This is a genomic window from Paenibacillus terricola, assembly GCF_014779765.1.
GTDB lineage: Bacteria > Bacillota > Bacilli > Paenibacillales > Paenibacillaceae > Paenibacillus_T > Paenibacillus_T terricola.
Map to the genome: position 1 here is coordinate 1 of NZ_JACXZA010000004.1, position 25024 is coordinate 25024.

General features: G+C 49.0%; 22 protein-coding genes and 1 rRNA gene. 13 read left to right on the top strand and 10 right to left on the bottom strand.

The features are described 5' to 3' along the window. The 3 genes from H8B09_RS16085 to gyrA all read right to left on the bottom strand — a co-directional run. Positions 1-306: ribosomal RNA gene (locus H8B09_RS16085) — 16S ribosomal RNA — on the bottom strand; the annotation flags it as partial. A gap of 305 nt (positions 307-611) precedes the next feature. Then, entirely contained in the window at positions 612-1691 is a 1080-nt protein-coding gene (locus H8B09_RS16090; RefSeq protein ID WP_191204588.1) for an HD-GYP domain-containing protein, read from the bottom strand. A gap of 35 nt (positions 1692-1726) precedes the next feature. Further along, on the bottom strand, positions 1727-4192 hold the full coding sequence (gene gyrA, locus H8B09_RS16095; protein ID WP_191204589.1) for a DNA gyrase subunit A: 2466 nt from the start codon (positions 4190-4192) through the stop codon (positions 1727-1729). 468 nt (positions 4193-4660) lie between these two features. Here gyrA and H8B09_RS16100 point away from each other — a divergent pair, with 468 nt between their 5' ends. After that, positions 4661-5467 carry a YheC/YheD family protein gene (locus tag H8B09_RS16100; protein WP_191204590.1) on the top strand — a complete coding sequence of 269 codons (807 nt, stop codon included), beginning with the start codon at positions 4661-4663 and terminating at the stop codon, positions 5465-5467. 41 nt (positions 5468-5508) lie between these two features. Here the strand turns inward: H8B09_RS16100 and gyrB are convergent, their stop codons facing one another. The 6 genes from gyrB to dnaA all read right to left on the bottom strand — a co-directional run bounded on the left by gyrB (position 5509) and on the right by dnaA (position 11893). Beyond that, positions 5509-7419 (bottom strand): DNA topoisomerase (ATP-hydrolyzing) subunit B, encoded by a 1911-nt coding sequence (gyrB, locus tag H8B09_RS16105; protein WP_191204591.1) that lies wholly within the window; start codon positions 7417-7419, stop codon positions 5509-5511. 55 nt (positions 7420-7474) lie between these two features. Then, positions 7475-7723: an extracellular matrix regulator RemB gene (remB, locus tag H8B09_RS16110; protein WP_110042347.1), complete on the bottom strand. Its 249-nt coding sequence runs from the start codon at positions 7721-7723 to the stop codon at positions 7475-7477. Positions 7724-7767: 44 nt separating this feature from the next. Further along, positions 7768-8871 carry a DNA replication/repair protein RecF gene (gene recF / locus H8B09_RS16115; protein WP_191204592.1) on the bottom strand — a complete coding sequence of 368 codons (1104 nt, stop codon included), beginning with the start codon at positions 8869-8871 and terminating at the stop codon, positions 7768-7770. A gap of 60 nt (positions 8872-8931) precedes the next feature. Continuing rightward, complete coding sequence (gene yaaA / locus H8B09_RS16120; protein WP_191204593.1) at positions 8932-9150, bottom strand: S4 domain-containing protein YaaA; 219 nt, start codon at positions 9148-9150, stop codon at positions 8932-8934. A gap of 38 nt (positions 9151-9188) precedes the next feature. Beyond that, positions 9189-10331, bottom strand: coding sequence for a DNA polymerase III subunit beta (gene dnaN, locus H8B09_RS16125; protein ID WP_191204594.1), 1143 nt, complete (start codon positions 10329-10331; stop codon positions 9189-9191). A gap of 215 nt (positions 10332-10546) precedes the next feature. Continuing rightward, a complete protein-coding gene (gene dnaA, locus H8B09_RS16130) occupies positions 10547-11893 on the bottom strand; it encodes a chromosomal replication initiator protein DnaA (RefSeq protein ID WP_318152641.1) in 1347 nt (448 codons plus the stop codon). 677 nt (positions 11894-12570) lie between these two features. Here dnaA and rpmH point away from each other — a divergent pair. The 12 genes from rpmH (at position 12571) to H8B09_RS16190 (ending at position 24387) form a co-directional block, all read left to right on the top strand. Further along, positions 12571-12705: a 50S ribosomal protein L34 gene (rpmH, locus tag H8B09_RS16135; RefSeq protein ID WP_191204595.1), complete on the top strand. Its 135-nt coding sequence runs from the start codon at positions 12571-12573 to the stop codon at positions 12703-12705. A gap of 226 nt (positions 12706-12931) precedes the next feature. Continuing rightward, positions 12932-13279 carry a ribonuclease P protein component gene (gene rnpA / locus H8B09_RS16140; protein ID WP_191204596.1) on the top strand — a complete coding sequence of 116 codons (348 nt, stop codon included), beginning with the start codon at positions 12932-12934 and terminating at the stop codon, positions 13277-13279. Positions 13280-13470: 191 nt separating this feature from the next. Continuing rightward, positions 13471-14268: a YidC/Oxa1 family membrane protein insertase gene (locus H8B09_RS16145; RefSeq protein WP_318152642.1), complete on the top strand. Its 798-nt coding sequence runs from the start codon at positions 13471-13473 to the stop codon at positions 14266-14268. Continuing rightward, complete coding sequence (gene jag / locus H8B09_RS16150) at positions 14265-14915, top strand: RNA-binding cell elongation regulator Jag/EloR (RefSeq protein WP_191204597.1); 651 nt, start codon at positions 14265-14267, stop codon at positions 14913-14915. The genes H8B09_RS16145 and jag overlap by 4 nt, the downstream gene beginning before the upstream one ends. 309 nt (positions 14916-15224) lie before the next feature. After that, on the top strand, positions 15225-16604 hold the full coding sequence (mnmE, locus tag H8B09_RS16155; RefSeq protein ID WP_191205133.1) for a tRNA uridine-5-carboxymethylaminomethyl(34) synthesis GTPase MnmE: 1380 nt from the start codon (positions 15225-15227) through the stop codon (positions 16602-16604). A gap of 23 nt (positions 16605-16627) precedes the next feature. Next, positions 16628-18526: a tRNA uridine-5-carboxymethylaminomethyl(34) synthesis enzyme MnmG gene (mnmG, locus tag H8B09_RS16160; RefSeq protein ID WP_191204598.1), complete on the top strand. Its 1899-nt coding sequence runs from the start codon at positions 16628-16630 to the stop codon at positions 18524-18526. Between the two features lie 10 nt (positions 18527-18536). Continuing rightward, positions 18537-19259: a 16S rRNA (guanine(527)-N(7))-methyltransferase RsmG gene (rsmG, locus tag H8B09_RS16165; RefSeq protein ID WP_191204599.1), complete on the top strand. Its 723-nt coding sequence runs from the start codon at positions 18537-18539 to the stop codon at positions 19257-19259. A 274-nt stretch (positions 19260-19533) separates the two neighbouring features. Continuing rightward, positions 19534-20358, top strand: a complete 825-nt coding sequence (noc, locus tag H8B09_RS16170; protein ID WP_191204600.1) for a nucleoid occlusion protein — start codon at positions 19534-19536, stop codon at positions 20356-20358. Positions 20359-20586: 228 nt separating this feature from the next. Next, positions 20587-21360: a ParA family protein gene (locus H8B09_RS16175; RefSeq protein WP_191204601.1), complete on the top strand. Its 774-nt coding sequence runs from the start codon at positions 20587-20589 to the stop codon at positions 21358-21360. Then, a complete protein-coding gene (locus H8B09_RS16180; protein WP_191204602.1) occupies positions 21341-22195 on the top strand; it encodes a ParB/RepB/Spo0J family partition protein in 855 nt (284 codons plus the stop codon). The genes H8B09_RS16175 and H8B09_RS16180 overlap by 20 nt, the downstream gene beginning before the upstream one ends. Before the next feature lie 416 nt (positions 22196-22611). Continuing rightward, complete coding sequence (locus tag H8B09_RS16185; protein WP_191204603.1) at positions 22612-23781, top strand: aminotransferase class V-fold PLP-dependent enzyme; 1170 nt, start codon at positions 22612-22614, stop codon at positions 23779-23781. Between the two features lie 117 nt (positions 23782-23898). Further along, on the top strand, positions 23899-24387 hold the full coding sequence (locus tag H8B09_RS16190; protein WP_191204604.1) for a DUF4446 family protein: 489 nt from the start codon (positions 23899-23901) through the stop codon (positions 24385-24387). On the opposite strand, the gene yyaC is transcribed toward H8B09_RS16190, so the two are convergent. Further along, the gene (gene yyaC, locus H8B09_RS16195) at positions 24362-24949 is read right to left on the bottom strand and encodes a spore protease YyaC (RefSeq protein ID WP_191204605.1); all 588 of its coding nucleotides are present in this window, start codon (positions 24947-24949) and stop codon (positions 24362-24364) included. The two genes, H8B09_RS16190 and yyaC, sit on opposite strands and share 26 nt — an antisense overlap. Positions 24950-25024 lie beyond the last annotated feature (75 nt).

A 25024-nucleotide genomic window follows, 5' to 3' on the forward strand; every position in this document is an offset into this window, starting at 1 on the left:
AGGTCGGCTACGCATCGTCGCCTTGGTGAGCCGTTACCCCACCAACTAGCTAATGCGCCGCAGGTCCATCTGTAAGTGACAGATTGCTCCGTCTTTCCCGATCTCCCCATGCGAGGAAATCGCGTATCCGGTATTAGCATTCGTTTCCGAATGTTATCCCGGTCTTACAGGCAGGTTACCTACGTGTTACTCACCCGTCCGCCGCTAAGCAGTTTGAAAGCAAGCTTTCAAACCACTCCGCTCGACTTGCATGTATTAGGCACGCCGCCAGCGTTCGTCCTGAGCCAGGATCAAACTCTCCATAAAAGAAGTGCTTGTTTAGCTCATTTAAAACATTTAAACTGACAGTTTCGCTCGTTGTTCAGTTTTCAAAGAACAATTTCGACAACTTTTACATCTTACCAGATGTTATTCAGTGTGTCAATCTTTTTTTCTTTTTCTTCGCTGCCGTTCAGCGGCGACTTAGATAATATATCATAGACGAGCATCCCATTGCAACACCTTTTTTCATATTTTATCGATATTCTTTACTATTCTTTATAATTACCGAGCATAACAGCAAGAACCCGCCCTTTCCTTGTAGGAATGGCGGGTTCTCAGCCAGTTAATATCTAATTCGATATAACCTCTTGAATATAGATATGACGCTCTATGGTTAGGTTTACGATTGTACCCGCAACAGACACCCATGGCCTTGTCGGTTGGCTTCGATCAGAGAATACAATCTCCCCTGAACGCCCATCGCTTAGCTTAACGACCGTACCATTATGGAACTGTGTTGCTCTCTCAATAAATACACGTACGTATGAAGGTTCTAGCTTGCCGAAGGCATTCTTTTGGATCTCCTCCAGGACACTATACGGCGAAGTTGCCTTCTGATACACCTTATTAAGCGTCATTGCGTGGAACGTATCCGCGATCGCAACGATCTTTGCGTAAGGATGGATCTTGTCCGCCTTGATCCCTAGTGGGTAGCCGCTGCCGTCCTCACGTTCGTGATGCTGCAGAGACGCCAGTTTAACCCCTTCGTTCAGGGCTGCACTTGGTTTCAGAAGCTGATAGCCGTTCACCGTATGACGGCGTACTTCTTCCCGCTCCTCACTAGTCAATGCAGTAGGCTTGAATAGAATTGCACGGTCAACCTTCGTATTGCCTATATCATGGAACAGACCTGCCAATGCGATCTGTACCCAATCCTTCGAGGCAAACCCATTCCATCTTGCGAGCAAGTAGGAAGTGAGACCAGTCAACAGACTATTGTGATACCAATAGTCATCTTCCTTAAGCCCGCCAGGAATGAAGGTCAGAACATTGTATTCTCCAACCAGACCGATGAGCTTCTCCATCTGCTGACGAATCTCGAGAATCGGCAGGGATTGCCCGGATAAGGCATTATTGAACGTCCGCTTAATGAGCTGAAGGGTTACCTCGTACTCTGCCTGGAAAGAAGAGATCACCGGCTTCTCTTCCTCTGCCTCGTTCTTCTCTTTCTTGGCAGGGGCGGCCGTCTTGTCTGACTTATTATCCGCTGGGTCTGCTTCAACTACTTTCACCTGAAAGGCTTGCAGAATCTCTAGTTCTCTTGAGGTGACGACGACACCTTTGTGGAACAGGGTGTTGCCGAGCGGTGTCTGCACATCTTGCACAATCTTATCGCCTGGCTTAAGTCTTGATAACAATACTTGTGCCATTGCCTTTCTCTCCTGTTCCTTAGGTCTGTCGCGATCTATTCGGTTTCTTGCTCTTCGCCCTCTTCTTCGGGTTCTTCCTCACTGCGGGCTACGCGCGTAACCGTCGCAACAGCATCCTCGTCACGAATGTGGATGAGCTTAACGCCTTGCGTGTTACGACCCATGGACGAGATTCCATCCATGCTCGTACGGATCATCGTACCTGATTCCGTCATAATCATCAGATCTTCTTCGTTCTCAACAACTTTGAGGCCGACAATCGATCCGTTCTTATCTGTAACATTGAGCGTCTTGATCCCTTTACCGCCACGGCTCTGGCTGCGGTACTCACTCATCGGAGTACGTTTGCCATAACCTTTGGACGTTACGATCAGTACATCATTGTCGCTCTGAACAATATCCATATCAATGACTTTATCGCCATCGTCAAGTTGAATGCCTTTAACCCCCGTTGCGGAACGTCCCATCGAACGAACATCCTGCTCTGGGAAGCGAATCGACATACCTTGGCTCGTACCCATGATGATCTCTTGGTTGCCATCTGTCAGTTTTACACCGATCAGATCGTCATCTTCACGTAGTGAAATCGCGATCAGACCAACCTTACGAATGTTCGAGTAATCATCAAGCGGCGTCTTCTTCACGACACCTTGCCGCGTAGCGAAGAACAGGTAGTTATCATTATCGAAAGATTCAACCGGAATCACCGCGTTGACGACTTCACCCTGTTCGATCTGAATCAGGTTGATAATCGGCGTACCTCGTGCTGTACGGCTGAGATCTGGAATTTCGTATGCCTTCAACCGGTATACCTTACCTTTATCCGTGAAGAAAAGCAGGTAATGGTGCGTATTCGATACGAATAGGTGCTCGACGAAATCGTCATCCTTCGTATCCATACCGATAACACCTTTGCCGCCCCGCTTCTGGCTGCGGTATGTCGTAACCGGCAGGCGCTTAACGTAACCCGAATGGGTGATCGAAATAATAACGTCCTCACGCGGAATGAGATCCTCGTCGAGAATTTCGTCTTCCCCAATCGTAATTTCCGTCCGGCGCTCATCGCCGAACTTCTCACTGATCTCATTAAGCTCGGTACTGATGATATCGAGCACGAGCTGCTCGTCAGCAAGAATCGCTTTGTACTCAGCGATCTTCGCTAGAAGTTCGTTATACTCGGCCTCGATCTTATCGCGTTCCAAACCAGTGAGACGCTGCAGGCGCATGTCGAGAATAGCTTGTGCTTGTTCCAGGGTCAGCCCGAACCGAGCAATCAAACCTTCACGCGCATCGTCCGTTGTACGCGATCCACGGATCAGCGCAATGACCTCATCCAGATTATCGAGCGCAATGCGCAAACCTTCGAGAATATGCGCGCGCGCCTCCGCCTTCTTCAGGTCGAATTCCGTACGACGGCGGATAATCTCGATCTGGTGCTGCAGGTAGTGGTACAGGATATCTTTGATATTAAGCACTTTCGGTTCGCCGTTAACGAGCGCGAGCATGTTAATACCAAAAGTCGATTGCAATTGCGTTTGCTTGTACAGGTTGTTCAATACGACCGATGGCGTTACATCGCGGCGAAGCTCGATGACGATGCGCATACCGTTGCGGTCGGACTCATCACGCAGGTCGGTGATACCCTCAACCTTTTTCTCCCGGACGAGTTCTGCAATCTTCTCAACCAGACGTGCCTTATTAACTTGGTATGGCAGCTCATGCACGATAATGCGCGCCTTGCCGCCATTCTCTTCGATCGTCGCTTTCGCGCGCATCGTAACCGATCCGCGTCCCGTCGTGTAAGCCTGACGGATACCTGCTTGTCCCATTACATAGCCGTACGTCGGGAAGTCAGGACCTTTAATATAATTCATGAGCTCAATCGAGGTGATCTCTGGATTAACGATCAATGCCTGAATACCATCGATTACCTCAACCAGATTGTGCGGTGGAATATTCGTCGCCATGCCTACCGCGATACCCGTTACACCATTCACTAGCAAGTTCGGGAAACGGGATGGCAGAACGGCTGGTTCGTGTTCTTCACCGTCGTAGTTAGGTATGAAATCGACTGTCTCTTTATTCAGATCACGAAGCAGCTCCATCGCAATCTTCGAGAGTCTAGCCTCTGTATAACGCATTGCTGCCGCCATATCACCGTCAACTGAACCGAAGTTGCCATGGCCGTCAACGAGCATATAACGCATCGAGAAATCTTGTGCCATACGAACCATCGTGTCATATACGGCCGAGTCACCATGCGGGTGATACTTACCGATAACTTCACCGACGATCCTAGCCGACTTCTTGTACGGCTTATCTGGCGACATACCAAGTTCGGACATTGCGAAAAGAATCCGTCGATGTACAGGCTTCAGTCCGTCTCGTACATCCGGGAGCGCACGGCTTACGATGATACTCATCGCATATTCCATGAACGAATCGCGCATCTCGACGCCGATATCACGATCCCTTATTTGTGAACGTTGTTCTTCCGACATTGTTACCCTCCTGACATCTTTTGCAAAACGATGCCTGTCGCGCTGCTGCACTGGCATTCGTCATGTAAGAATCAGCTCTTAGAGTCTGATAAATCCGCATACTCTTGTTAATCTATTTGTTTCACAAAGCCGCTCAGCTTAAACCTGACGAATACGAACATCCCTATCACTTGGTGAAGCGCTTGCCGCCGTCTGTGGGCACAATGCGTTTCATTCCGAACAAATCCAAGCACTAGAATAAGCTGAAATCCTATTCACGCTTGGATTTGGAAAACAGGCTTCACGTTCAGCCAAAAACAGTTAGCCGCCCTTCGCTTCCAGCCCCCGTTCTCCATATGCTGATAAGGAATGCACACTCATTTTCATCAATAGGCACACCTCTCTATTATAACATCGATTTCCACCTCTGTCTTCTTTCGTTGTCGAATGGTCGGGATAGTTTTTTATGATGAAAGGCGGTATAAACGAGTGGCTATTCAGCGCGTGCATAGCAAATGGTCCAAAACAGCAGCATTGCTGGCTTCCGAGCAACTGCGTCAATATATCCCTGAAACGTCGCCATTTAAGCGTGAAACCGTACGTATGATGCTTGAACAGTATGGCATGATCTACGTTAAGCCTGATCGCGGAACGTTCGGCAACGGCGTCATTCGGGTTGAGAAGTCTGCCTCTTCCCCGCTTCCATACCGCTTCCAGCTGGATAAGAAGGTTCGACAATTTGCGACGTTTGAGGCGATGTACCCTCGATTGCTGTCAGTTCAACGGACGAGGCCCTATCTTGCCCAGAAAGGGATACGGCTGCTGCAATATCATAACCGCCGCTTCGACTTTCGCGTGATGGTTCAGCATAATCTAAGAGGCGAGTGGGAGACGACAGGCGTTATCGGCAGACTCGGACTTCCGTCCAAAATCGTAACGAACTATCACAGCGGCGCTACTCCGCTTCCGTTCTCCACACTCATGTCCCCGCATATGTCGGAGCACAGACAAAACGAATATTTGACCTACCTTTCGAACCTAGGCGTCGAGACGGCTAAACAGCTACAGCTTATTTATCCCGGCATTAAAGAAATCGGCATCGACTTCGCCATCGATACCGAGCTGCATCCTTGGATCCTAGAGGTCAATACACTGCCGGATCCATTCTTGTTCCGCAAGCTGGGCGATCGTAAAGTGTTCAATCGGATCTATCAATATGCTGTCGGTTACGGCCGCTTTAAGGCAAAGAGAACGCGACGCGTAAACAAAAACAAGCCGCAGACCAAAACGATCTGACGGCTTGTTGTATGAGCAGCCCTTATGAATAGAGCTGCATTCTAGATGTCTAAGTTTCTAACATGCTTCGCGTACTGCTGAATGAAGTCACGGCGCGGTTCGACGTTATCGCCCATCAGCGTATCGAACATGACGTCTGCTTCAATAGCGTCTTCGATCGTCACCTGGAGCATCGTGCGGCTCTCAGGATCCATCGTCGTCTCCCACAACTGGCCTGCATTCATCTCGCCCAAACCTTTGTAACGCTGGACGTTGATCTTTACGCCTTCGCCGAACTCGGCCATGATCGCATCGCGTTCCTTCTCCGACTGTGCGTAACGAACGACCTTATTGCGTTCGATCTTGAACAGCGGCGGCTGTGCGATATAGATAAAGCCTGCGTCGATAATCTTCCGCATGTAGCGGTAGAAGAACGTAAGCATGAGCGTGCGAATGTGAGCGCCGTCGACGTCGGCATCGGTCATAATAATAATCTTATGGTACCGTGCCTTCGCTATATCGAAGTCGTCGCCAATGCCTGTGCCAAGCGCTGTAATGATGGCCCGAATCTCGGCATTGCCAAGGATACGGTCAAGACGTGCTTTCTCAACGTTCAGGATTTTACCGCGCAGCGGCAGGATCGCTTGGAAGTGGCGATCGCGACCTTGCTTCGCCGATCCGCCTGCGGAGTCACCTTCGACGATGTACAGCTCACTGATCGACGCGTCCTTAGAGGAGCAGTCCGCCAGTTTGCCTGGCAGCGAGCTTACTTCGAGTGCACTCTTACGGCGAGTGAGTTCACGCGCTTTGCGCGCTGCTTCACGTGCACGGGAAGCCATGAGGCCTTTCTCTACGATGCGCTTCGAAACACCAGGGTTCTCATCGAGGAACTCTTGCAGTTTCTCAGCGAACAACGACTCGACGATGCCTCTAACTTCACTGTTGCCGAGCTTCGTCTTCGTCTGGCCTTCGAACTGCGGTTCAGGGACCTTCACCGAAATAATCGCTGTCAGACCCTCACGAACGTCATCGCCCGACAAGTTCGCGTCATTCTCTTTAATCGAATTCGTACGGCGGGCGTAGTCGTTGATAATTCGCGTAAGGGCGCTCTTGAAGCCGGATTCGTGCGTACCGCCCTCATGCGTGTTGATATTGTTAGCGAACGAGTAAATGTTCTCGCTATAGCTGTCGTTATATTGCAGTGCGACCTCGACGCTGATCTGGTCCTTCACGCCTTCAACATAGATCGGCATCTCATGAATCGTCTCGCGCGTACGATTCAAGTATTGGACGAACTCGATAAGACCGCCGTCGTACTTGAACGTATTCGTCTGGCCTGTGCGCTCATCCATCAGCGTAATGGAGATGCCCTTGTTCAAGAAGGCAAGCTCGCGAATACGGGATTGAAGCGTGTCATATTCATAAACGGTCGTTTCCGTGAAAATCTCTGGATCCGGTTTGAAGCGTGTCGTTGTTCCTGTTTCATCCGAATCGCCTATGACCTTAATGTCATACTGAGGAGCGCCACGACGATACTCCTGCTGATAAACATGACCGTCGCGCTTAACGGTAACGGTAACGTGTTCGGACAATGCGTTCACAACCGATATACCTACGCCGTGCAAACCGCCGGACACTTTATAACCTTCGCCGCCGAATTTACCGCCCGCGTGAAGCACAGTCATGACAACCTCGAGCGTAGACTTCTTCAGCTTCGTATTCTCACCAACCGGAATACCCCGGCCGTTATCGATTACCGTAATGCTGTTATCTTCATGAACGATGACGTCTATATGCGTACAATATCCCGCGAGCGCCTCGTCAATCGAGTTATCGACGACTTCCCAGACGAGATGATGAAGACCCTTGCCGCTTGTAGAGCCAATATACATACCTGGACGCTTCCGTACCGCCTCCAGACCTTCAAGCACCTGTATCTGACTCTCGTCATACGTATTCTGGTTCGTAGACATGCCTATTCACTGCTCCTCTCGACTGCTCTTCGTGTTTGCGATAAAAGCCCGCCGATTAGTAAGCCGCAAAATGATGGGCCCGCTTCTTCAACGTAGAGGATGAAATCGGCGAATAATAGATTTTATGTTTAGTTAGGACGATCGACTTCGGTTCCTCTTCCCCAATGGTCTCAACGTCTTTACGTTTGCGTGCGCCTGCCACGAATTGTTTGGAAAGCTTGGACGATTGTTCGATCGAAACGTCGAAAATAGCGACCAGCTCCGCTGCCCGAATAATTTTCTCTCCGCCCAAATGGATATACATTCGCAGTCCTTCCTTTCGCTAAAACGCTATAATTCTTTAGTGCGTTAACGCGTGACACGACCGTCTAGGACATGATAAATGCCAGCATCTTGTAGCTTGCCGAGATCGACGCTCTCAAGGCCGGTCGTCGTAATAAAAGTCTGCACTTTCGATTGGAATGTCTCGATTAGCTGCGTCTGCCGGTTTCGGTCCAGCTCAGAAAGTACATCGTCGAGCAGCAACAGCGGATATTCACCAATCTCTTCTCGAATTAGCTCGATTTCTGCCAGTTTAAGCGATAATGCTGTCGTACGCTGCTGTCCCTGTGAACCGAACGTTTGTGCTTCTTTCCCGTTAATAAAGAACGCCAAATCGTCCCGGTGAGGACCAACAAGCGTTGTACCCCTTCGGATTTCCTGTTCTTTAACCTGTGATAATTTTAACATAAAATGATCAAATAAAACAGATTCATCTTCAAAGTCGAATGAAGGCTTATACGCGACCGTTAATTGTTCGGTTCCAGCCGTTATGCCCGCATGAATCTGCTGCGCCCATTGTTGCAGCTTTTGTATAAAGTATTTCCGTTTTTTAATAATTTTAACACCAAATTCTGCCAACTGCACATTCCATACTTCTAGAAGACCTTGTTTATCTCCACCGCTGGACCAAAGCGTCTTCAAGTAATTATTGCGCTGGACAAGTACTTTGGAATATTGCTGCAGCGTATGCAAATAGCCGGGCTGCACCTGTCCGATTTCCATATCGAGAAACCGGCGGCGCACACCCGGCGTTCCTTTCACAATTTCCAGATCCTCAGGCGCGAACATGACGACATTGAGCGATCCTACAAAATCACTCAGGCGCCGCTGCTCCAGTCCGTTAATCTTCGCTTTCTTCCCTTGTGCCGAGAACATCAGGTCCAGCTTAACTGCTCCGTACTGTTTATCCACAACCCCGTGAATGTGGGCTTCTGAACTTTCCCAGCCGATCAGTTCTTTATCCTTTGACGTTCGATGCGACTTCGTTAGGGCGAGGGCGAATATCGCCTCGAGCAGGTTCGTCTTCCCTTGTGCATTCGGGCCGAGGAACAGATTGACACCGCTGCTTGTATCGAGCTCAAGCTCGTTGTAGTTACGGTAATTGCGTAGGGCAATTCGATTCAAAAACAAAGTGCTCAGCCCCTGTCCTTGCAGTCATGGCTTATCTCATCGCTTAAACAGCTGTCAGCTTTAGCCGCGCCGCACAACTGTGAAAGAGCCGAAGCCTTGTACCTGTACGACGTCTCCGGCGTACAGCTTTCTTCCGCGGCGATTATCAACTTCACCGTTGATCAAGATTTCATTCTCTTGCAGGAAAAACTTCGCTTGACCGCCGGAGTCGATGCAATCTGACAGCTTTAGAAACTGGCCAAGCGCAATATATTCGGTTCCGATCGCTACTTCTTTCATCGGTAACTCTCCATTCTTCGTGTAAGCTGGTGTGCAGCTTAGCCGGTTGTACGGTAAGGCAGAATGACGTAAGTGCTGTGTGGGTGATCAACTGGACGAATAATGATCGGGCTCATCGCACCGTTGAATTGAATATTCAGTTGCTCGCTGTCGATGACCTTCAGCACGTCGAGCATATACTTCGAGTTGAACGCGATACGAAGCGGATCGCCTTCCATCTTGAACGCTTCGAGCTGCTCCGTTACGCGGCCAAGCTCAGAGGAGCTGGACGATACTTCGATACCGCCGTTGTCGAGCGTAATGAGGCGGACAATGTTTGTTTTCTCTTCGCGGCTCATCAGATATGCACGATCGACAGCATCCGTAATTTTTTTTGTATCCACAACAAGTTCTGTTTTGAACGATTGCGGAATAATCTTGGAAGTGTCCGGGTAGATCCCGTCCAACAGACGCGAGTAGAACAATACGTTACCGATTTTGAACAGCGCCTGGTTGTCCGCTACGACCATGTCGACAAGGGCCGAAGCGTCCGGAATAAGACGGGACAATTCGTTCAGCGTCTTCGCAGACAGAACGATATTGGAGAAACGCAGTTCCGGATTCGAATCGACCTTTGCTGTACGGTAAGCGAGACGGTGACGGTCTGTTGCAACAAAACGGAGCTGCTCTTCTTGCAGGTTCACAAGTGCACCAGTTAGAATTGGCGTCTGTTCACTTGTGGATGCAGCGAAAATCGTCTGGCGAATGATCGATTTCAATAGATCGCCTTGGATTTGAAGTACGTCGCTTTGCTCGACGGAAGGCAGAACCGGGAATTCTTCTGGATCCAGACCAACCATCTGGATATCCGTAGAACCGGAGCGAATCATCGTAATGAAATGCTCACTCACTTCGATTTCGACATTGTCGGAAGGAAGCTTCTTGACGATCTCGACAAAAAACTTCGCCGGCAGTACGACGCTTCCTGGTTTCTCCACTCTTGCGATTACTGAATCACTCGATTCAGCAGGAATGAAGCTTTGAATCGAAATATCGGTATCGCTCGCCGTTAATGTAACGCCTTGATGCGTAACTTCGAATTTGATGCCGCCGAGAATTGGAATTGCCGGGCGTGAAGACGTTGCTTTGGCGACCTGTTGAATCGCATCGTTCAGTTCATTTTTCGCTATTGTTAATTTCATGCTTTCACTCCTATGTCGCAAGTTAGCGCGTCGATTTGAAGGTTGTCGACGAATGATGTTTGATGTCGTTATTTAGACGATGTTTATTAATAAATACTAGAAGTAATAGTAATAGGCGCGGTGAATATGTGGATAAGCGCTTTGAACGCTGATAGAGCAAGCCTATCCACATGTGCATAGCTTGTGCATAGGCTTGCTCGTTTGTTCATAGTTATTCACGTATGATTTTTGACCTTCTCGCTCAAGTTCTGAACGATCTTGAACAGATCCTGGTCTGTCTTCAGCTGCGTCGAGATTTTCTCATGGGCATGGATGACCGTCGTATGGTCACGGCCGCCGAACGCCTCGCCGATCTTCGGCAGCGAGTAGTCGGTCAGCTCACGAGACAGGTACATGGCGATTTGACGCGGGAACGCCACCGCCTTCGTTCTTTTCCTCGCTTTGAATTCCTCAAGCCGCAGTCCGTAAAATTCGCCGACCTTTTGTTGAATATCGTTGATCGTAATCATCTTCGGACGACTAGTTGGAATAATATCTTTAAGCGCTTCTGCAGCCAGATGGGACGAGATGTCCTCATTAATAAGCGACGAGTAAGCGACGACTCGAATGAGCGCACCTTCAAGCTCCCGGATGTTCGTATCAATCTGGCTCGCGATATATACCATTGCTTCATTCGGGATTTCAAGGTTTTCCGCACGCGCTTTCTTCCGCAAAATCGCGATCCTCGTCTCTAAATCCGGCGCTTGGATGTCCGTCATCAATCCCCATTCAAACCGTGAACGGAGCCGTTCTTCCAACGTCGGAATTTCCTTCGGCGGACGGTCACTGGAGATGATGATCTGTTTGCGTTCCTCATGGAGCGCATTAAATGTATGGAAAAATTCCTCTTGCGTTCCATCCTTGCCGGCAAGAAATTGAATATCGTCAATGAGAAGCACGTCGATGTTACGATACTTATTGCGGAAGCTCCCAGGGCTGTTATCGCGGATCGCATTAATGAACTCGTTCGTGAATTTCTCAGAAGAGATATACATGACTTTCATGTTCGGATTGTGATCGAGAATATAATTGCCGATGGCATGCATAAGGTGCGTTTTGCCTAGACCAACGCCGCCGTATAAGAACAGCGGATTGTATGTCTTGGCCGGCGCTTCAGCTACAGCAAGCGAAGCCGCATGGGCGAAACGGTTATTGGCGCCGATGACGAACGTTTCGAACGTATATTTGGGATTCAGCAGGTGGTTGAAAGGTTCATCGGCCGATACGGCTGCAGGTACCGCAATTGGAGGCGGCTGCACCGGTTCCGGCGGGCGGTTTTCTTCAATAACGAATTTCACATCGACCGTACGACCCAGAAATTCGAACATTGTCGTTCGGACCAGCTTCGTGTATCGGCTTTCCAGCCATTCAGCGGCGAATGTTGTTGGCGCAGTTACGACAAGTACATCGCCTTTCAAGTCGGCCCTGGTCGCTTTAAACCATGTGTCGAAGCTTGGTTTGCTGAGCTTCGTCTGGATTACCGACAGCACTTGCTGCCACATATCCGGGGTATGGCTGTCCACAGCGTGTCACTCCTTCATCTGATTGGCCGATCTGTTGTTATTATGCGGTTTCCGGAGTGCGCTTAGCAGCTACAACAGTAGAAATCCACAGTATAAACGAAAGAAATCCCGCTATCTATCAAGAGGGGATGGATTTGTTCACAATGTTATCCACAGGGTGTTAATAACGTATATGATTCTAGGCCGGTATCCACATCGAAAACATATCTATCATAGCAAAAGAAGCCTTATATTACAACGAATCTGCCCCGATTATCCACAAATCCTACAGGTTGTGTATAAATGTTACTGACAGCACAAGATATTGTTAATATCCTGTTAAACTTTCGACACCTTTCGCAGCAATCGGCCAAATTTTATACACATGTTATTAATTTTCGTCAGATTTCACAATCCGGTTGTACATATCCACAAAAATGGATCGCTGACTGTTCGATTGTGCATAACTACGCGATTCGGCGCGGAGTGCGACTTCCAGTCAGAGTTGACTTTTACCTAGCCGCGTGGTTAAATATAAAAAGGTCTTTTTTCAGGGCTGTCGGGACAATGAGAGATATACCCGATCAAGTCCGGCAGCTGGTGAATGCCTTCTAGTAAGAATGTGCACGTAACCCGCATAACCTTATTCTCTTCGGAGAAGGACATATGATTACTTCTTTAAAGGAGGTGCAATTGTAATGGGTCCTACATTTAAGCCGAATGTTAGCAAGCGCAAGAAAAACCATGGCTTCCGTAAACGGATGAGCACGAAGAACGGTCGCAAGGTACTGGCTGCTCGCCGTCAAAAAGGAAGAAAAGTGCTGAGCGCGTAATTTTGAGACCACTGTGCGGTGGTCTTTTTTTTATGCATTTTGTCCAACCTTAAATAGGAGTGAACCTTTATTGAGGTCATCCGAGGATGAGCGGCCTACAGCTCTGCGAAGCAAAGCAGCTTCGTAGGCATGAGGAAGGTTTTATCGCCGATAAGAATTTGTATCTTCATTAATAAGTAATCGATAACTTATAAATTCTCATGTGGAAGGAAGCGGGGTGAGGAGCATGCATCGCAAACTGAGGCTGAGGAATCGTGCTGATTTCAGCCGGATCTACCGTGGAGGGAAGTCGTTTGCAAACGGCCAGTTCGTTGTGTATTGGTCCAAACAGCCTGCAGCGGAACCGTTTCGACTTGGCGTATCCGCCAGTAAAAAAATCGGAAATGCTGTCGTACGCAATCGAATGCGCCGCGTTGTGAAAGAAATTGTTCGGCATAACGCAGAACGGATTGCACCGCATGTCGATCTGATCCTCATCGTCCGCAAGCCGGCGGTAGAGATGAAGTCGAAAGAGCTGGAGAAGAGCGTTATTCATGTGCTGAAGAGGGCGGGATTGCTCAAGGCTAAGTCGTAATCAGCCTGGAATATATGACAATTAGTTCTCTTCTTTTATGTAAGCGTATATTTCTCCCAAATGAAACGTACTGTGCCGTTTTTGAAGACGGAGACAGCCGCTGCACCTTGCTGTACGAGTTGTTTCATTGAAACCAAGAATATGGTATAGTTTAGGTTGGAAAAGCATTTGCTCTGTTCAGAGAGGAGTTTGTGATATTGTCCCGCATTTTTAAACGCAAATGGCTGCTTGTCGCGGGTCTGATCGGGATGATGACAGTCCTTGCCGGCTGTTCGTCAACTCATCAACACATGACAACCGAAGATATGCTGCAAGGTGGATTCTGGCAGCGTAACGTCGTTTATTGGTTCTCATTAGTGCTCGACAAGTTTGCTGACCTATTTAATGGAGAATACGGTTTAGCTATTCTGCTTCTGACGATTGTAGTGCGGACATTAATTCTTCCGCTGACGCTCAAACAATATCGTAGCTCCAAGGCGATGCAGGCTATTCAGCCGGAGATCGAGAAGATTCGTAAGAAACATAAGGATAATCCGCAATTGGTACAGCAAGAAACGATGAAGCTGTTCCAGCAGAACGGTGTCAATCCGATGGCGGGTTGCTTGCCTATGATCGTCCAGATGCCTGTATTTATCGCGTTGTACAACTCGATTTCGACAAACAGTGCGATTTACGGTCATAAATTCCTCGGTCTGCAGTTGGGCCTGAATGTTAAAGACCAAGGCTTGTGGTTTGCTTATCTGCTGCCAGTCATTGCAGCGATCACGACATTCACGCAGACGAAGATGATGCAATCGCAGCAGAAGACGGCAATGCCAGGTATGCAGATTATGCTGCTGATCTTCCCAGTCATGATCTTTGTTATGGCGCTCCAGTTCCCAGTTGCACTGCCTCTGTACTGGATCTACAGCAATGTCTATACAATTGTTCAGAACTATTTCCTGTACGTACGCCCATCCAAGCGTAAGGAGAGTGTTCCAGCGAAATGAGGAAAATTGTCGCATCGGGAAAGACGATAGAAGAGGCGGTCCGTAACGGACTTCATCAATTGCAAACAACGGAAGACCGCGTGCGCACTGTCGTGCTCGAACAACCCTCGAGAGGATTGTTCGGCTTGATTGGTACGAGGGAGGCGAAGGTGGAGCTTGAAGAGCTTCCGACTCCTTTTGATTATGCGGAGCAATTCGTAATCGAAGTCGCCAGTTGTATGGGACTGAAAGTGAACGTATCCGGCTCGGATTCGAAGGAAGGCTTTCTTCTTGAGGTTCAAGGAGAGGACGACCTCGGTCAGATGATTGGCCGCCGGGGCCAGACGCTCGATGCTTTGCAATATTTGACCACGATCGTGGCCAACCGTTACAGTGACAAGCCCGTTCGAATCGTGCTCGATGCGGAAGGTTTCCGGGAACGCAGACGGAAGACATTGGAGGAACTATCGGATCGGCTGGCTGACCGCGTTGTGAAGACGAGGAAGGAAGTTACGCTCGAGCCAATGTCTCCGCAGGAACGTAAAATTATTCATTCGCAGCTGCAGCACCATCCGCTCGTTCGTACATTCAGTCAAGGCGAAGAGCCGAACCGGCGCGTCGTCATCGCACTCCTGGAGAGGAATGCGAAGGAGAGAATAGGCGAATAATGAGCATTAACGGTTAAGCAGCGTACTATTTGCAGCAATGGCTCTTTGCGGTCATTGCTGTTTTTATTGAGAAGACCTCTATCAAGGCAATTCGGGGCTGAGCGACCGCGGTTAGAGGTAGGTTCTATCGCCGATAAGAATTTGTTTTTCTTGTAAACGAGGAGCTTATAAATTCTTATGCGCTAAATATAAGACTTTATAAGTTGTTCATTTATATGTAAGCTTATATTTCATCGGAATGAAATGCGCCGTGCCACCTATAGGATGGAGACGGCCGTTTCACCTTGGAGGGATGTTATTAAAATGGTAATGTCTCACGATACGATAGCGGCGATCGCGACGGCAGTTGGAGAAGGCAGTATCGCCATTATCCGAATCAGCGGGCCGGATGCTATTGCGCGGACGACGGCTATTTTTCGAACAAAAGATAACTTTGAGACCGCACAGTCGCATACGGTTCATTATGGCCATATCGTCGATGCTGCCACGAATGAGCGTGTGGAGGAAGTGCTTGTTACGCTAATGCGCGGGCCACGATCTTTCACGGGCGAAGATGTTGTTGAAATCGGCACGCATGGCGGCGTTATTGCAGCGCAGAATGTGCTGCAGATGGTACTTCGTCAAGGTGAAGTGCGGCTCGCGGAGCCAGGTGAATTCACGAAGCGGGCATTCTTGAATGGCCGAATTGATTTAACGCAGGCAGAGGCAGTTATCGATTTGATTCGATCGAAGTCGGATCGTGCGTTTCAGGTGGCGAGAAGGCAGTCGGAGGGGGCGTTGTCGAAGCAGATTAAACCGCTGCGGCAGCAAATTCTCGAAGTCATTGCGCATGTAGAAGTAAATATCGATTATCCCGAACATGATGTCGAGGAGCTAACGAGCGCATTCATCCGCACGCAGTGCGGTCAGGCGCTGGAAGGCGTTAACCGGTTGCTTAAAACCGCTTCTGAAGGGAAAATATTGCGTGAGGGCATTGTGACAGCGATTGTCGGACGACCGAATGTGGGGAAATCCTCGCTGCTTAATGCGTTATCGCACTCAAATAAAGCTATTGTAACCGATATTCCGGGAACAACGCGTGATGTGATCGAGGAATATGTGACGATTAACGGCATTCCGCTCCGTCTGCTCGATACGGCAGGCATTCGTGAAACTTCAGATGTTGTAGAGCGAATTGGTGTTGAACGATCGCGCTCCGCGTTAGAGGATGCGGATCTTATTCTGTTCGTGCTGAATCAGAATGAGCCGCTGCATGATGATGACCGGGAACTGATGAATCAGCTAGCGGGTCGGCAGGCTGTTATTATTTTGAACAAAATCGATCTGCCTAAGCAGCTGGATACAAGTGAGCTTGAACGTATATTCCCTACTGACCGTATTGTATCGATGTCGGTGCAGGAGGAGCAGGGGATTGATCGCCTTGAGCAGGTTGTGAGCGATATGTTCTTCACAGGCGGGATTGAGACGAATGACCTGACCTATGTGACGAACGTACGCCATATCTCGCTGCTGGAGCGGGCGAAGCAATCTCTAACGGATGCAATTGATGCGACTTATGCAGGCATACCGATTGATATTACTCAGATCGACATTCAGCAGGCTTGGGAGCTGCTTGGTGAAGTGATTGGTGATGCGGCGGGAGAATCGCTGCTGGATCAAATATTTTCGCAATTCTGCTTGGGCAAATAAAAGAAAGTCGGGAGGGAAACACAATGGGATACGTTGGAGGAAGTTATGACGTTATCGTCGTTGGTGCTGGTCATGCCGGTGCGGAGGCGGCGCTTGCCGCTGCACGAATGGGCTGCGAAACGCTGCTATTGACCATTAACTTGGATATGGTCGCGTTCATGCCGTGCAATCCGTCGATCGGCGGACCAGCGAAAGGTCATGTCGTGCGTGAAATTGATGCGCTTGGCGGAGAGATGGGCCGCAACATTGACCGTACATTTATTCAAATGCGGATGCTGAACACGGGTAAAGGTCCAGCGGTTCATGCATTGCGTGCGCAAGCCGATAAGTTCGATTATCAGCATGTCATGAAACGGACGATTGAGGAGACGGAACATCTTACGCTTCGTCAGGGCATGGTTGAGGAACTTATCGTTGAGGACGGCAAATGCGTAGGTGTTATTACGAAGACAGGGGCGGAATACCGCTCGAAGACGGTCGTTATTACAACAGGCACCTATATGCGCGGCAAAATCATTATGGGCGAGCTCATGTATGAGAGCGGCCCGAACAATCAGCAGCCTTCGGTGAAGCTGTCGCACTGCCTGAAGGAACTGGGCTTCCAGCTTGCGCGTTTCAAGACGGGTACGCCGCCGCGTGTACACGGCGACACGATTGACTTCAGCAAAACGGAAATTCAACCTGGCGATGATAAGCCGCAATTTTTCTCGTACGAGACACAAAGTTCGGATAATGAGCAGCTGCCATGCTGGCTGACCTATACGTCGGAGACGACACATCAAATCATTAGCGATAACTTGCACCGTGCCCCAATGTTCTCAGGCATGATTGAAGGAACAGGTCCTAAATACTGTCCTTCGATCGAGGACAAAATCGTTCGTTTCGCAGACCGGCCCAAACATCAGATTTTCCTTGAGCCAGAAGGCAAGAACACGTCGGAGTATTATGTACAGGGCTTGTCGACGAGTATGCCGGAAGATGTGCAGCTGAACATGCTGCGTTCGATCCCGGGTCTCGAGAAAGTCGAAATGATGCGAACCGGTTATGCGATCGAGTATGACGCCGTTGTTCCTACGCAGTTGTGGCCAACGCTTGAGACCAAGCTGGTGGAAGGCCTGTTCACGGCAGGTCAGATCAACGGAACATCCGGCTATGAGGAAGCGGGCGGCCAAGGGATTGTAGCGGGTATTAATGCAGCGCGCAAAGCGCAAGGCAAATCACCTGTTGTCATTGAGCGTTCGCAAGGCTATATCGGCGTTATGATTGATGACCTCGTTACGAAGGGGACGACAGAGCCTTACCGACTGCTTACGTCGCGTGCAGAATACCGTCTGCTGCTCCGTCACGATAATGCCGATTTGCGTCTCACGCCGCTTGGTTACGAGATTGGGCTGATCAAACAAGATCGTTACGATCGTTTCTTGAACAAAAAGGCACTGGTTGAGCAGGAAATCGAACGTCTGAAGTCGGCCAAAATTCGTGCGGAAGAGCCAGCGCAATCGCTGCTTGAAGAAATCGGCTCGGCTCCGCTTACAGGTGGATGCTCCGCGCTGTCGCTGCTGCTTCGTCCCGAAGTCACTTATGCGCACGTCGAACGGCTGACTCCAGCTCCGAACGAGTTGACGGAAGAGATGAAGGAACAGGTCGAGATTCAAGTCAAATACAGCGGTTATATCGAGAAGCAGCTGCAGCAGGTTGAACGGATGAACAAGATGGAGAAGAAGCGTATTCCTGATGATATCGACTATTTCGATGTTCACGGACTTGCGAATGAGGCGAAGACGAACCTGTCGAACATTCGACCGCTTTCCATTGGTCAGGCATCGCGAACCGCTGGCGTAACGCCTGCAGACATTTCGATTCTGCTTGTTTACCTGGAGCATTATAACCGGGTGACGGCAGCGCGGGCAGCACGGGGGTAACGATAAAAGGATGGATCAGACGTGGACATGGTTCAGCAGCAAGCTTACGGAGCGAGGAATCAAATTATCCGAAGAACAGCTGAATCAATTTGAAGTGTATTATAAGCTGCTGGTCGAATGGAACGAGAAGATGAACTTGACTGGCATTACGGAGCGGGAAGCGGTATACGAGAAACACTTTTACGATTCGGTATCGCTCTCGTTCTATGTAGATATGAATGACACGAGGAGCATTGCGGATATTGGATCCGGCGCAGGATTTCCGAGTCTGCCGATCAAGATTTGCTTCCCGCATTTGAAGGTGACGATTGTAGATTCACTTAACAAGCGGATTGCCTTTCTGCAGCACGTGGTATCGGAGCTTGGCCTGCAAGATGTAACATGCTTGCATGGACGAGCAGAAGATATCGCAAGACAGCCAGAGCACCGCGATCAATACGATTTGGTAACGGCTCGCGCGGTTGCGAAGCTCAATGTCTTGAATGAATTTTGTCTGCCATTCGCTCGCAAGGGCGGGAAGTTCGCCGCAATGAAGGGCGGCGATCCGAACGACGAAATCCGCGAGGCAGCTGCCAGTATGCGCGAACTTCGTGCGAAGCCGATCGGAGTGGAGGCGATGCAGCTTCCTTGGGAGCAGTCCGAACGTCATATCGTCCTGCTGCAGAAGACCGATCTAACGCCGAAGAAATATCCACGCAAGGCAGGAACACCTTTGAAACAGCCAATTGTATAATCGGGCGGGTTAAATTTCATTGCCGTGAATGTTTCACGTGAAACATTCACGGCAAACTTATTTGTGCCGATATAGAAGTCAAGCAGGAAATGAGATTCTATGTATCGAATATTATATAGGCAAGATTGTACTCGGAGAATGCATGATGGCATTGATCGGTTGTACCAAGGTGAAACGGCTGATGCCGCGCTTATAAATGGCACAGTGCGTTTCATTCCGGCGAAATCCCTGTATTTGGACAAAGGCATATTATAATCGGGTGGTTGTTGACGTTATGAAAGAACAGTTCTCACGGTTGTTCGGGATAGCCGATCAACGAAACAATCCGGAATCGGATGAAGTAAAGCAAATTCCGATTGGCGACATTGATACGAGCCCTTACCAGCCTCGGACGATCTTCGATGATGATCGTATTGATGAGTTATGCCAGACGATTAAGACTCACGGCGTTATTCAGCCGATAGTCGTTCGTTTGCGTAATGGTCGCTATGAGATTATTGCTGGCGAGCGTCGTTGGCGTGCAGTCACCAAGCTTGGACTAGAAACAATACCGGCCATCGTACGTGAATTCAACGATTCACAGGCTGCTTCTATCGCATTAATCGAAAACTTGCAGCGTGAAGGACTTACGGCAATTGAAGAGGCTGTTGCTTATCAAAAGCTCATCGATCTTCATCAATTGACGCAGGAGAGTCTGGCACAGCGTCTTGGCAAGAGCCAATCCACGATTGCGAACAAGATTCGTCTGCTCGGATTAAGCACCCCGGTCAAAGAAGCGCTGATGGAACGGAAAATTACGGAGCGTCATGCAAGAGCACTGCTTTCCCTGGACACAGATGAGTTGCAGGAGAAGGTTCTAGGTGATATTCTCTCAAAAGAATTGAATGTTAAGCAGACTGAAGCGCGGGTTGCTTTCTATAAGGAAGCGGCCAAAATGAAGAAGTCTCGACGCATCTCGTTCACGAAGGATGTTCGCCTTGCTCTTAATACGATTCGACAATCGGTTGAGATGGTGACCACTTCCGGATTGAAGATTGATACGAAAGAAAATGATCATGAAGATCATTATGAAATTATTATACACATTCCGAAACGATAATTTGCTGCATGAATGCTGGTTCGACGTATTGCCTGGCGAAAGCGACTAACGAAGCCGCCTTTTCTGCCCACATATGGAGACTATGATTACGAATGCATTGAAGTGGGGTAGAATTTTCTGATGGCGATAAAACTTACCTCTAAACGCGGTCGCTCACTTGGAGAGGCCTCGCTAGAGGTTTTCTCATTTTCAGACGAAACGATTGCACACACACAAGAGGTGAACGGATTGGCTAAAACTATTGCAATTACGAATCAGAAGGGCGGTGTCGGAAAGACGACAACGTCCGTAAATCTGGGGGCTTGCCTTGCATCATTAGGCAAGCGTGTATTGCTGGTCGATATAGATCCGCAGGGAAACACGACAAGTGGTATAGGTATCAACAAAGCGGATGTTGAGAACTGTATCTATGACATTCTAATCAACGATGTTCATCCGAAGGATGCAATCTGCGGAACGAATGTACCAGGTCTCAACATTATTCCAGCAACGATTCAGCTCGCCGGTGCAGAGATTGAGATGGTCTCGACGATTTCACGCGAGGTTCGTCTTAAAAAGGCGCTTCAGTTAGTGAGCAAAGATTACGATTATATTCTAATCGACTGCCCGCCGTCGCTTGGTCTTCTTACTATTAACTCGCTTACCGCGGCTGATTCGGTCCTGATTCCAATTCAGTGCGAATATTATGCGCTAGAGGGTCTTAGCCAGCTGTTGAATACGGTTCGCCTCGTTCAGAAGCATTTGAACACGAGCCTTCAAATCGAAGGTGTATTACTGACGATGTTCGATGCGCGTACGAACCTGGGTATTCAGGTTATTGAAGAAGTGAAGAAGTATTTCCAACAGAAGGTGTATCAGACGATTATTCCACGAAATGTCCGACTGAGCGAGGCGCCTTCACACGGACAAGCGATTATCACATACGATCCACGCTCGAAAGGCGCAGAGGTGTATCTCGAGCTGGCGAAGGAAGTGATCATGTATGAGCAAGCGGCTAGGTAGAGGACTTGATGCGCTCATTCCGTCGTTGTCGGTTAAGGATGATGATAAAGTAATTGAAGTGCCACTGACGCAGCTGAGACCGAATCCTTATCAGCCGCGAAAGACGTTCGACGAGGAGTCGATCAAAGAGCTGGCTGAATCGATAAAACAGCATGGCGTTATCCAGCCTATTATCGTTCGCACGGTTCTGAGAGGGTATGAGATTATTGCAGGCGAGCGGCGTTTCCGCGCTTCGCAGTTATGCGGTAATCCGTCCATTCCAGCGGTCGTAAGAACGTTCACTGATCAGCAGGTTATGGAGATTGCGCTGATCGAGAACTTGCAGCGTGAAGATCTGAATGCGATTGAGACAGCGATTGCCTATCAAGCGCTGATGGACAAGTTCGAGTTGACGCAAGAAGAACTGTCAATGAAGGTCGGTAAGTCCCGATCGCATATCGCGAATTTCCTTCGTCTGTTGACACTGCCAGCGAGTATCAAGGAAGATGTTTCACGTGGAACATTATCGATGGGCCACGCACGTGCACTTGTTGGGGTGAAGGAGACGAATCAGCAGTTGGAGCTGGCACGTCTGTCGATCGAACAAGAGTGGAGTGTACGGGAACTGGAGGCAGCGATTCAGACGCAACCAGAGAAACAACAGCCAGATAAAGAAAAGGCAAAGCATAAGAAACGTGATCCGTATCTCGAAAGCATGGAAGAGACGCTCCGCGATCAGTTCAAGACGACGGTTCGGATCAAACAGCAGAAGGATAAAGGTCGCATCGAACTTATGTATTACAACAAACAGGACTTGGAGCGATTGCTCGAACTACTGCAGCAGCATCTTGCATAGCAGGGTTAAAGAAATGCGATAGGCTATTATTCATTCGAATTAATAACATGTCGAGTAAACATCTGGTCCCTCGAACGGACTGATGGTTTCACATAGTAAGTACAAGAGCGATAGCATACCTTGGTTGGCCAAATTCCTGTACTGGGGAATGTGTCACGATGGTATGCTATTTGTCTCTATATAAGAAAAGTCTTTAAAGGAGGACAACCTCTTCCAAATTGTATTGATAAGTTGTTCTCTTAGTATAGGAAAGTTGGTCACATAAGCGTATTATAGGGATATGAGTTTTTCTGCAAGCGAACGAGCCTCTAAACGTGGTCGCTCATATCTGAGAACCGCGGTAGAGGTTTTCTCAATCTTATAGAACATTTTATTCGTGATTGATCTATGTAGCTTAGAGTGGAAGGAGAATGAGAATGGATCGTCAGAAAGTGATCTACTTGGATCACGCAGCAACTTCATGGCCGAAGCCACCTGAAGTTATAAATGCAGTTCGAGATGCGATGTTGTATGATACGGCGAACCCTGGACGGGGCAGTCATGCGATGGCTGTTCGCTCGAGCCGACATCTGTTCAATGCGCGTAAACAGTTGGCGAAGTTGTTTCGAATTAGCAATCCGAACGATATTGCGTTCGCATCGAATACGACGGCTGCGTTGAACTTGGCGATCAAGGGGTTCGTAAAGCCAGGCGATCATGTTGTCTCGACAGCGGTAGAACATAATTCAGTTAGACGTCCGCTTGAATATTTGAAGCAGGCGATCGGAATTAAAGTAACCTATGTCGAGTCTGATGCGTATGGAATAATTGAACCTAAGCGTGTGGAGGAGGCTATTGTTCCTTCGACGACGCTCGTTATCGTTAACCATAGCTCGAATCTGCTGGGAGCCATTGCACCTGTTGCAGAGATCGGCGACATCTGCCGTAGGCATGGCGTTAAGCTGCTCGTAGACGGCGCTCAGAGCGCCGGAATACTGCCTATAGATGTCGAGGCTATGGGAATCGATATGTTGGCGTTTCCAGGCCATAAGGGGCTTCTAGGGCCGCAGGGGACTGGCGGACTTTATATTCATCCAAACATTGATTTGACGCCTCTGTTGCACGGCGGGACAGGTAGTCAATCCGAGGCGCCAGAACAACCGAATGTGAGGCCGGACCGATATGAGGCTGGAACGCCGAATACACCAGGATTCGCAGGCCTGGCAGCTGGTGTGCAGTACATATTGAATGAGTCAGTTGAAACGATCCATACTAAGGAATGGCGACTAACACAGCTAATGATGGAGCAGTTATCGGCTATTCCAGGTATTCAATTGCTCGGCCCGTCCATTGGTCAACAGCGGACAGGGATCGTCGCCTTTAACCTAGAAGGTGCTGAAGCATCGGAGCTGTCTTTTATTCTAGATCAGCATTATGGGATTGCCGTACGGGCAGGCTACCATTGCACGCCGCTGGCACACGCATCAGCTGGCACGTTAGAGAAGGGTGCGGTACGAGCAAGCGTAGGTTGTTTTACGACCGAAGAAGAAGCCCTGGCGCTTATAGATGCGATGAAGGAAATAAGCGTTCATTATCCGGTTGGGTAGAGAACACATGTCAAATTAGACAGGCATAATGCTCGGCTATAAAGTCATATAATGGTCGAGTCAGCAGCTCAGCAAGTAAGCGATGTGGATTTGGGACAGCGGGGGAGCGAGTTTGGAATGAATGAAGCATTGTCGCCATTGGAAATAACCGTAGTGGGATTATCAGTAGTAATTGTATTGTTAATAATTTGGATGTCGGTTATCGGGCGCCGGTTGAAAAAGCTAAGAAGACAGTATGTCGCAGCGATGGATGGAATGGGTGTTACGAACCTTGAGGAAATGTTGATCGAAATCAGACAGCAACTGGATGATCAGCATATTAAGCAGGCTGAACAGGACAAAGCAAATGAGAAGCTGGAGAAAGCGCTGAATGAGTCGAGAGGCAGGGTAGCTGTGCACCGCTACAATGCATTCGCAGAGCAAGGGAGCGATCTAAGCTTCTCGCTGGCTATTATTAATGATTCTCAAGACGGTGTTGTGTTGAGCGGTCTTCACAGCAGGGAAGATACGTATGTGTATGCGAAGCCGCTCGAGAAAGGGAGTTCGCCATATCCGCTTACACCAGAAGAGAAGAAGGCCGTTAGTCTTGCATCGCAGCAGGCCTAGAGCTTCGGCAGTTCATAATGGCTGAGAAGAGACTATGAGCAATGACATCAGCCATGCGCATAACGAGATGAAGGCGCGTATTCTGAAGGACGAAATATTCCATGAAGCCGCCAACATTCACAATGCCGGTAATATGCATATCGCCGACTGGGGGAAGCTGTTTGTTCACGCCGGCGCCGGGCCGCACAGGTCCGATGCCAACTTGAATATTGCCGACGCTCGTAACCTGTCCCAGACAGGCATCAATTCCGATGATGAAGGAATGAGGATGCTGTCGATGAATAAGGCCGAGTGTATCCTCCAAATTCATTGCGTGGACTGGCTCCTCCAGCGTCCCGTACAATTCAAACTGCGAACTGCGGTAATTGCCGAGTGTCGTTCCGATCAGCGGACCGAGTGAATCACCAGTGGAACGGTCGGTGCCGACGCATACGACGACTATGCGCTGATTGCCGGATAAGCCATTCAGAAGAACGGTTAAACGGTTGGTCAGAATGCCGGACACATTTGGTTCCAGGTAGGGCACCTTTAAAGGCGATTCATATAACGATGACAGTTTCATAGTTTCCCCTCCGCCTCTCGTAATGTAATACTAGTATATGGTTGGGACAACCATTTTATACTTGCGCGGGAAAAT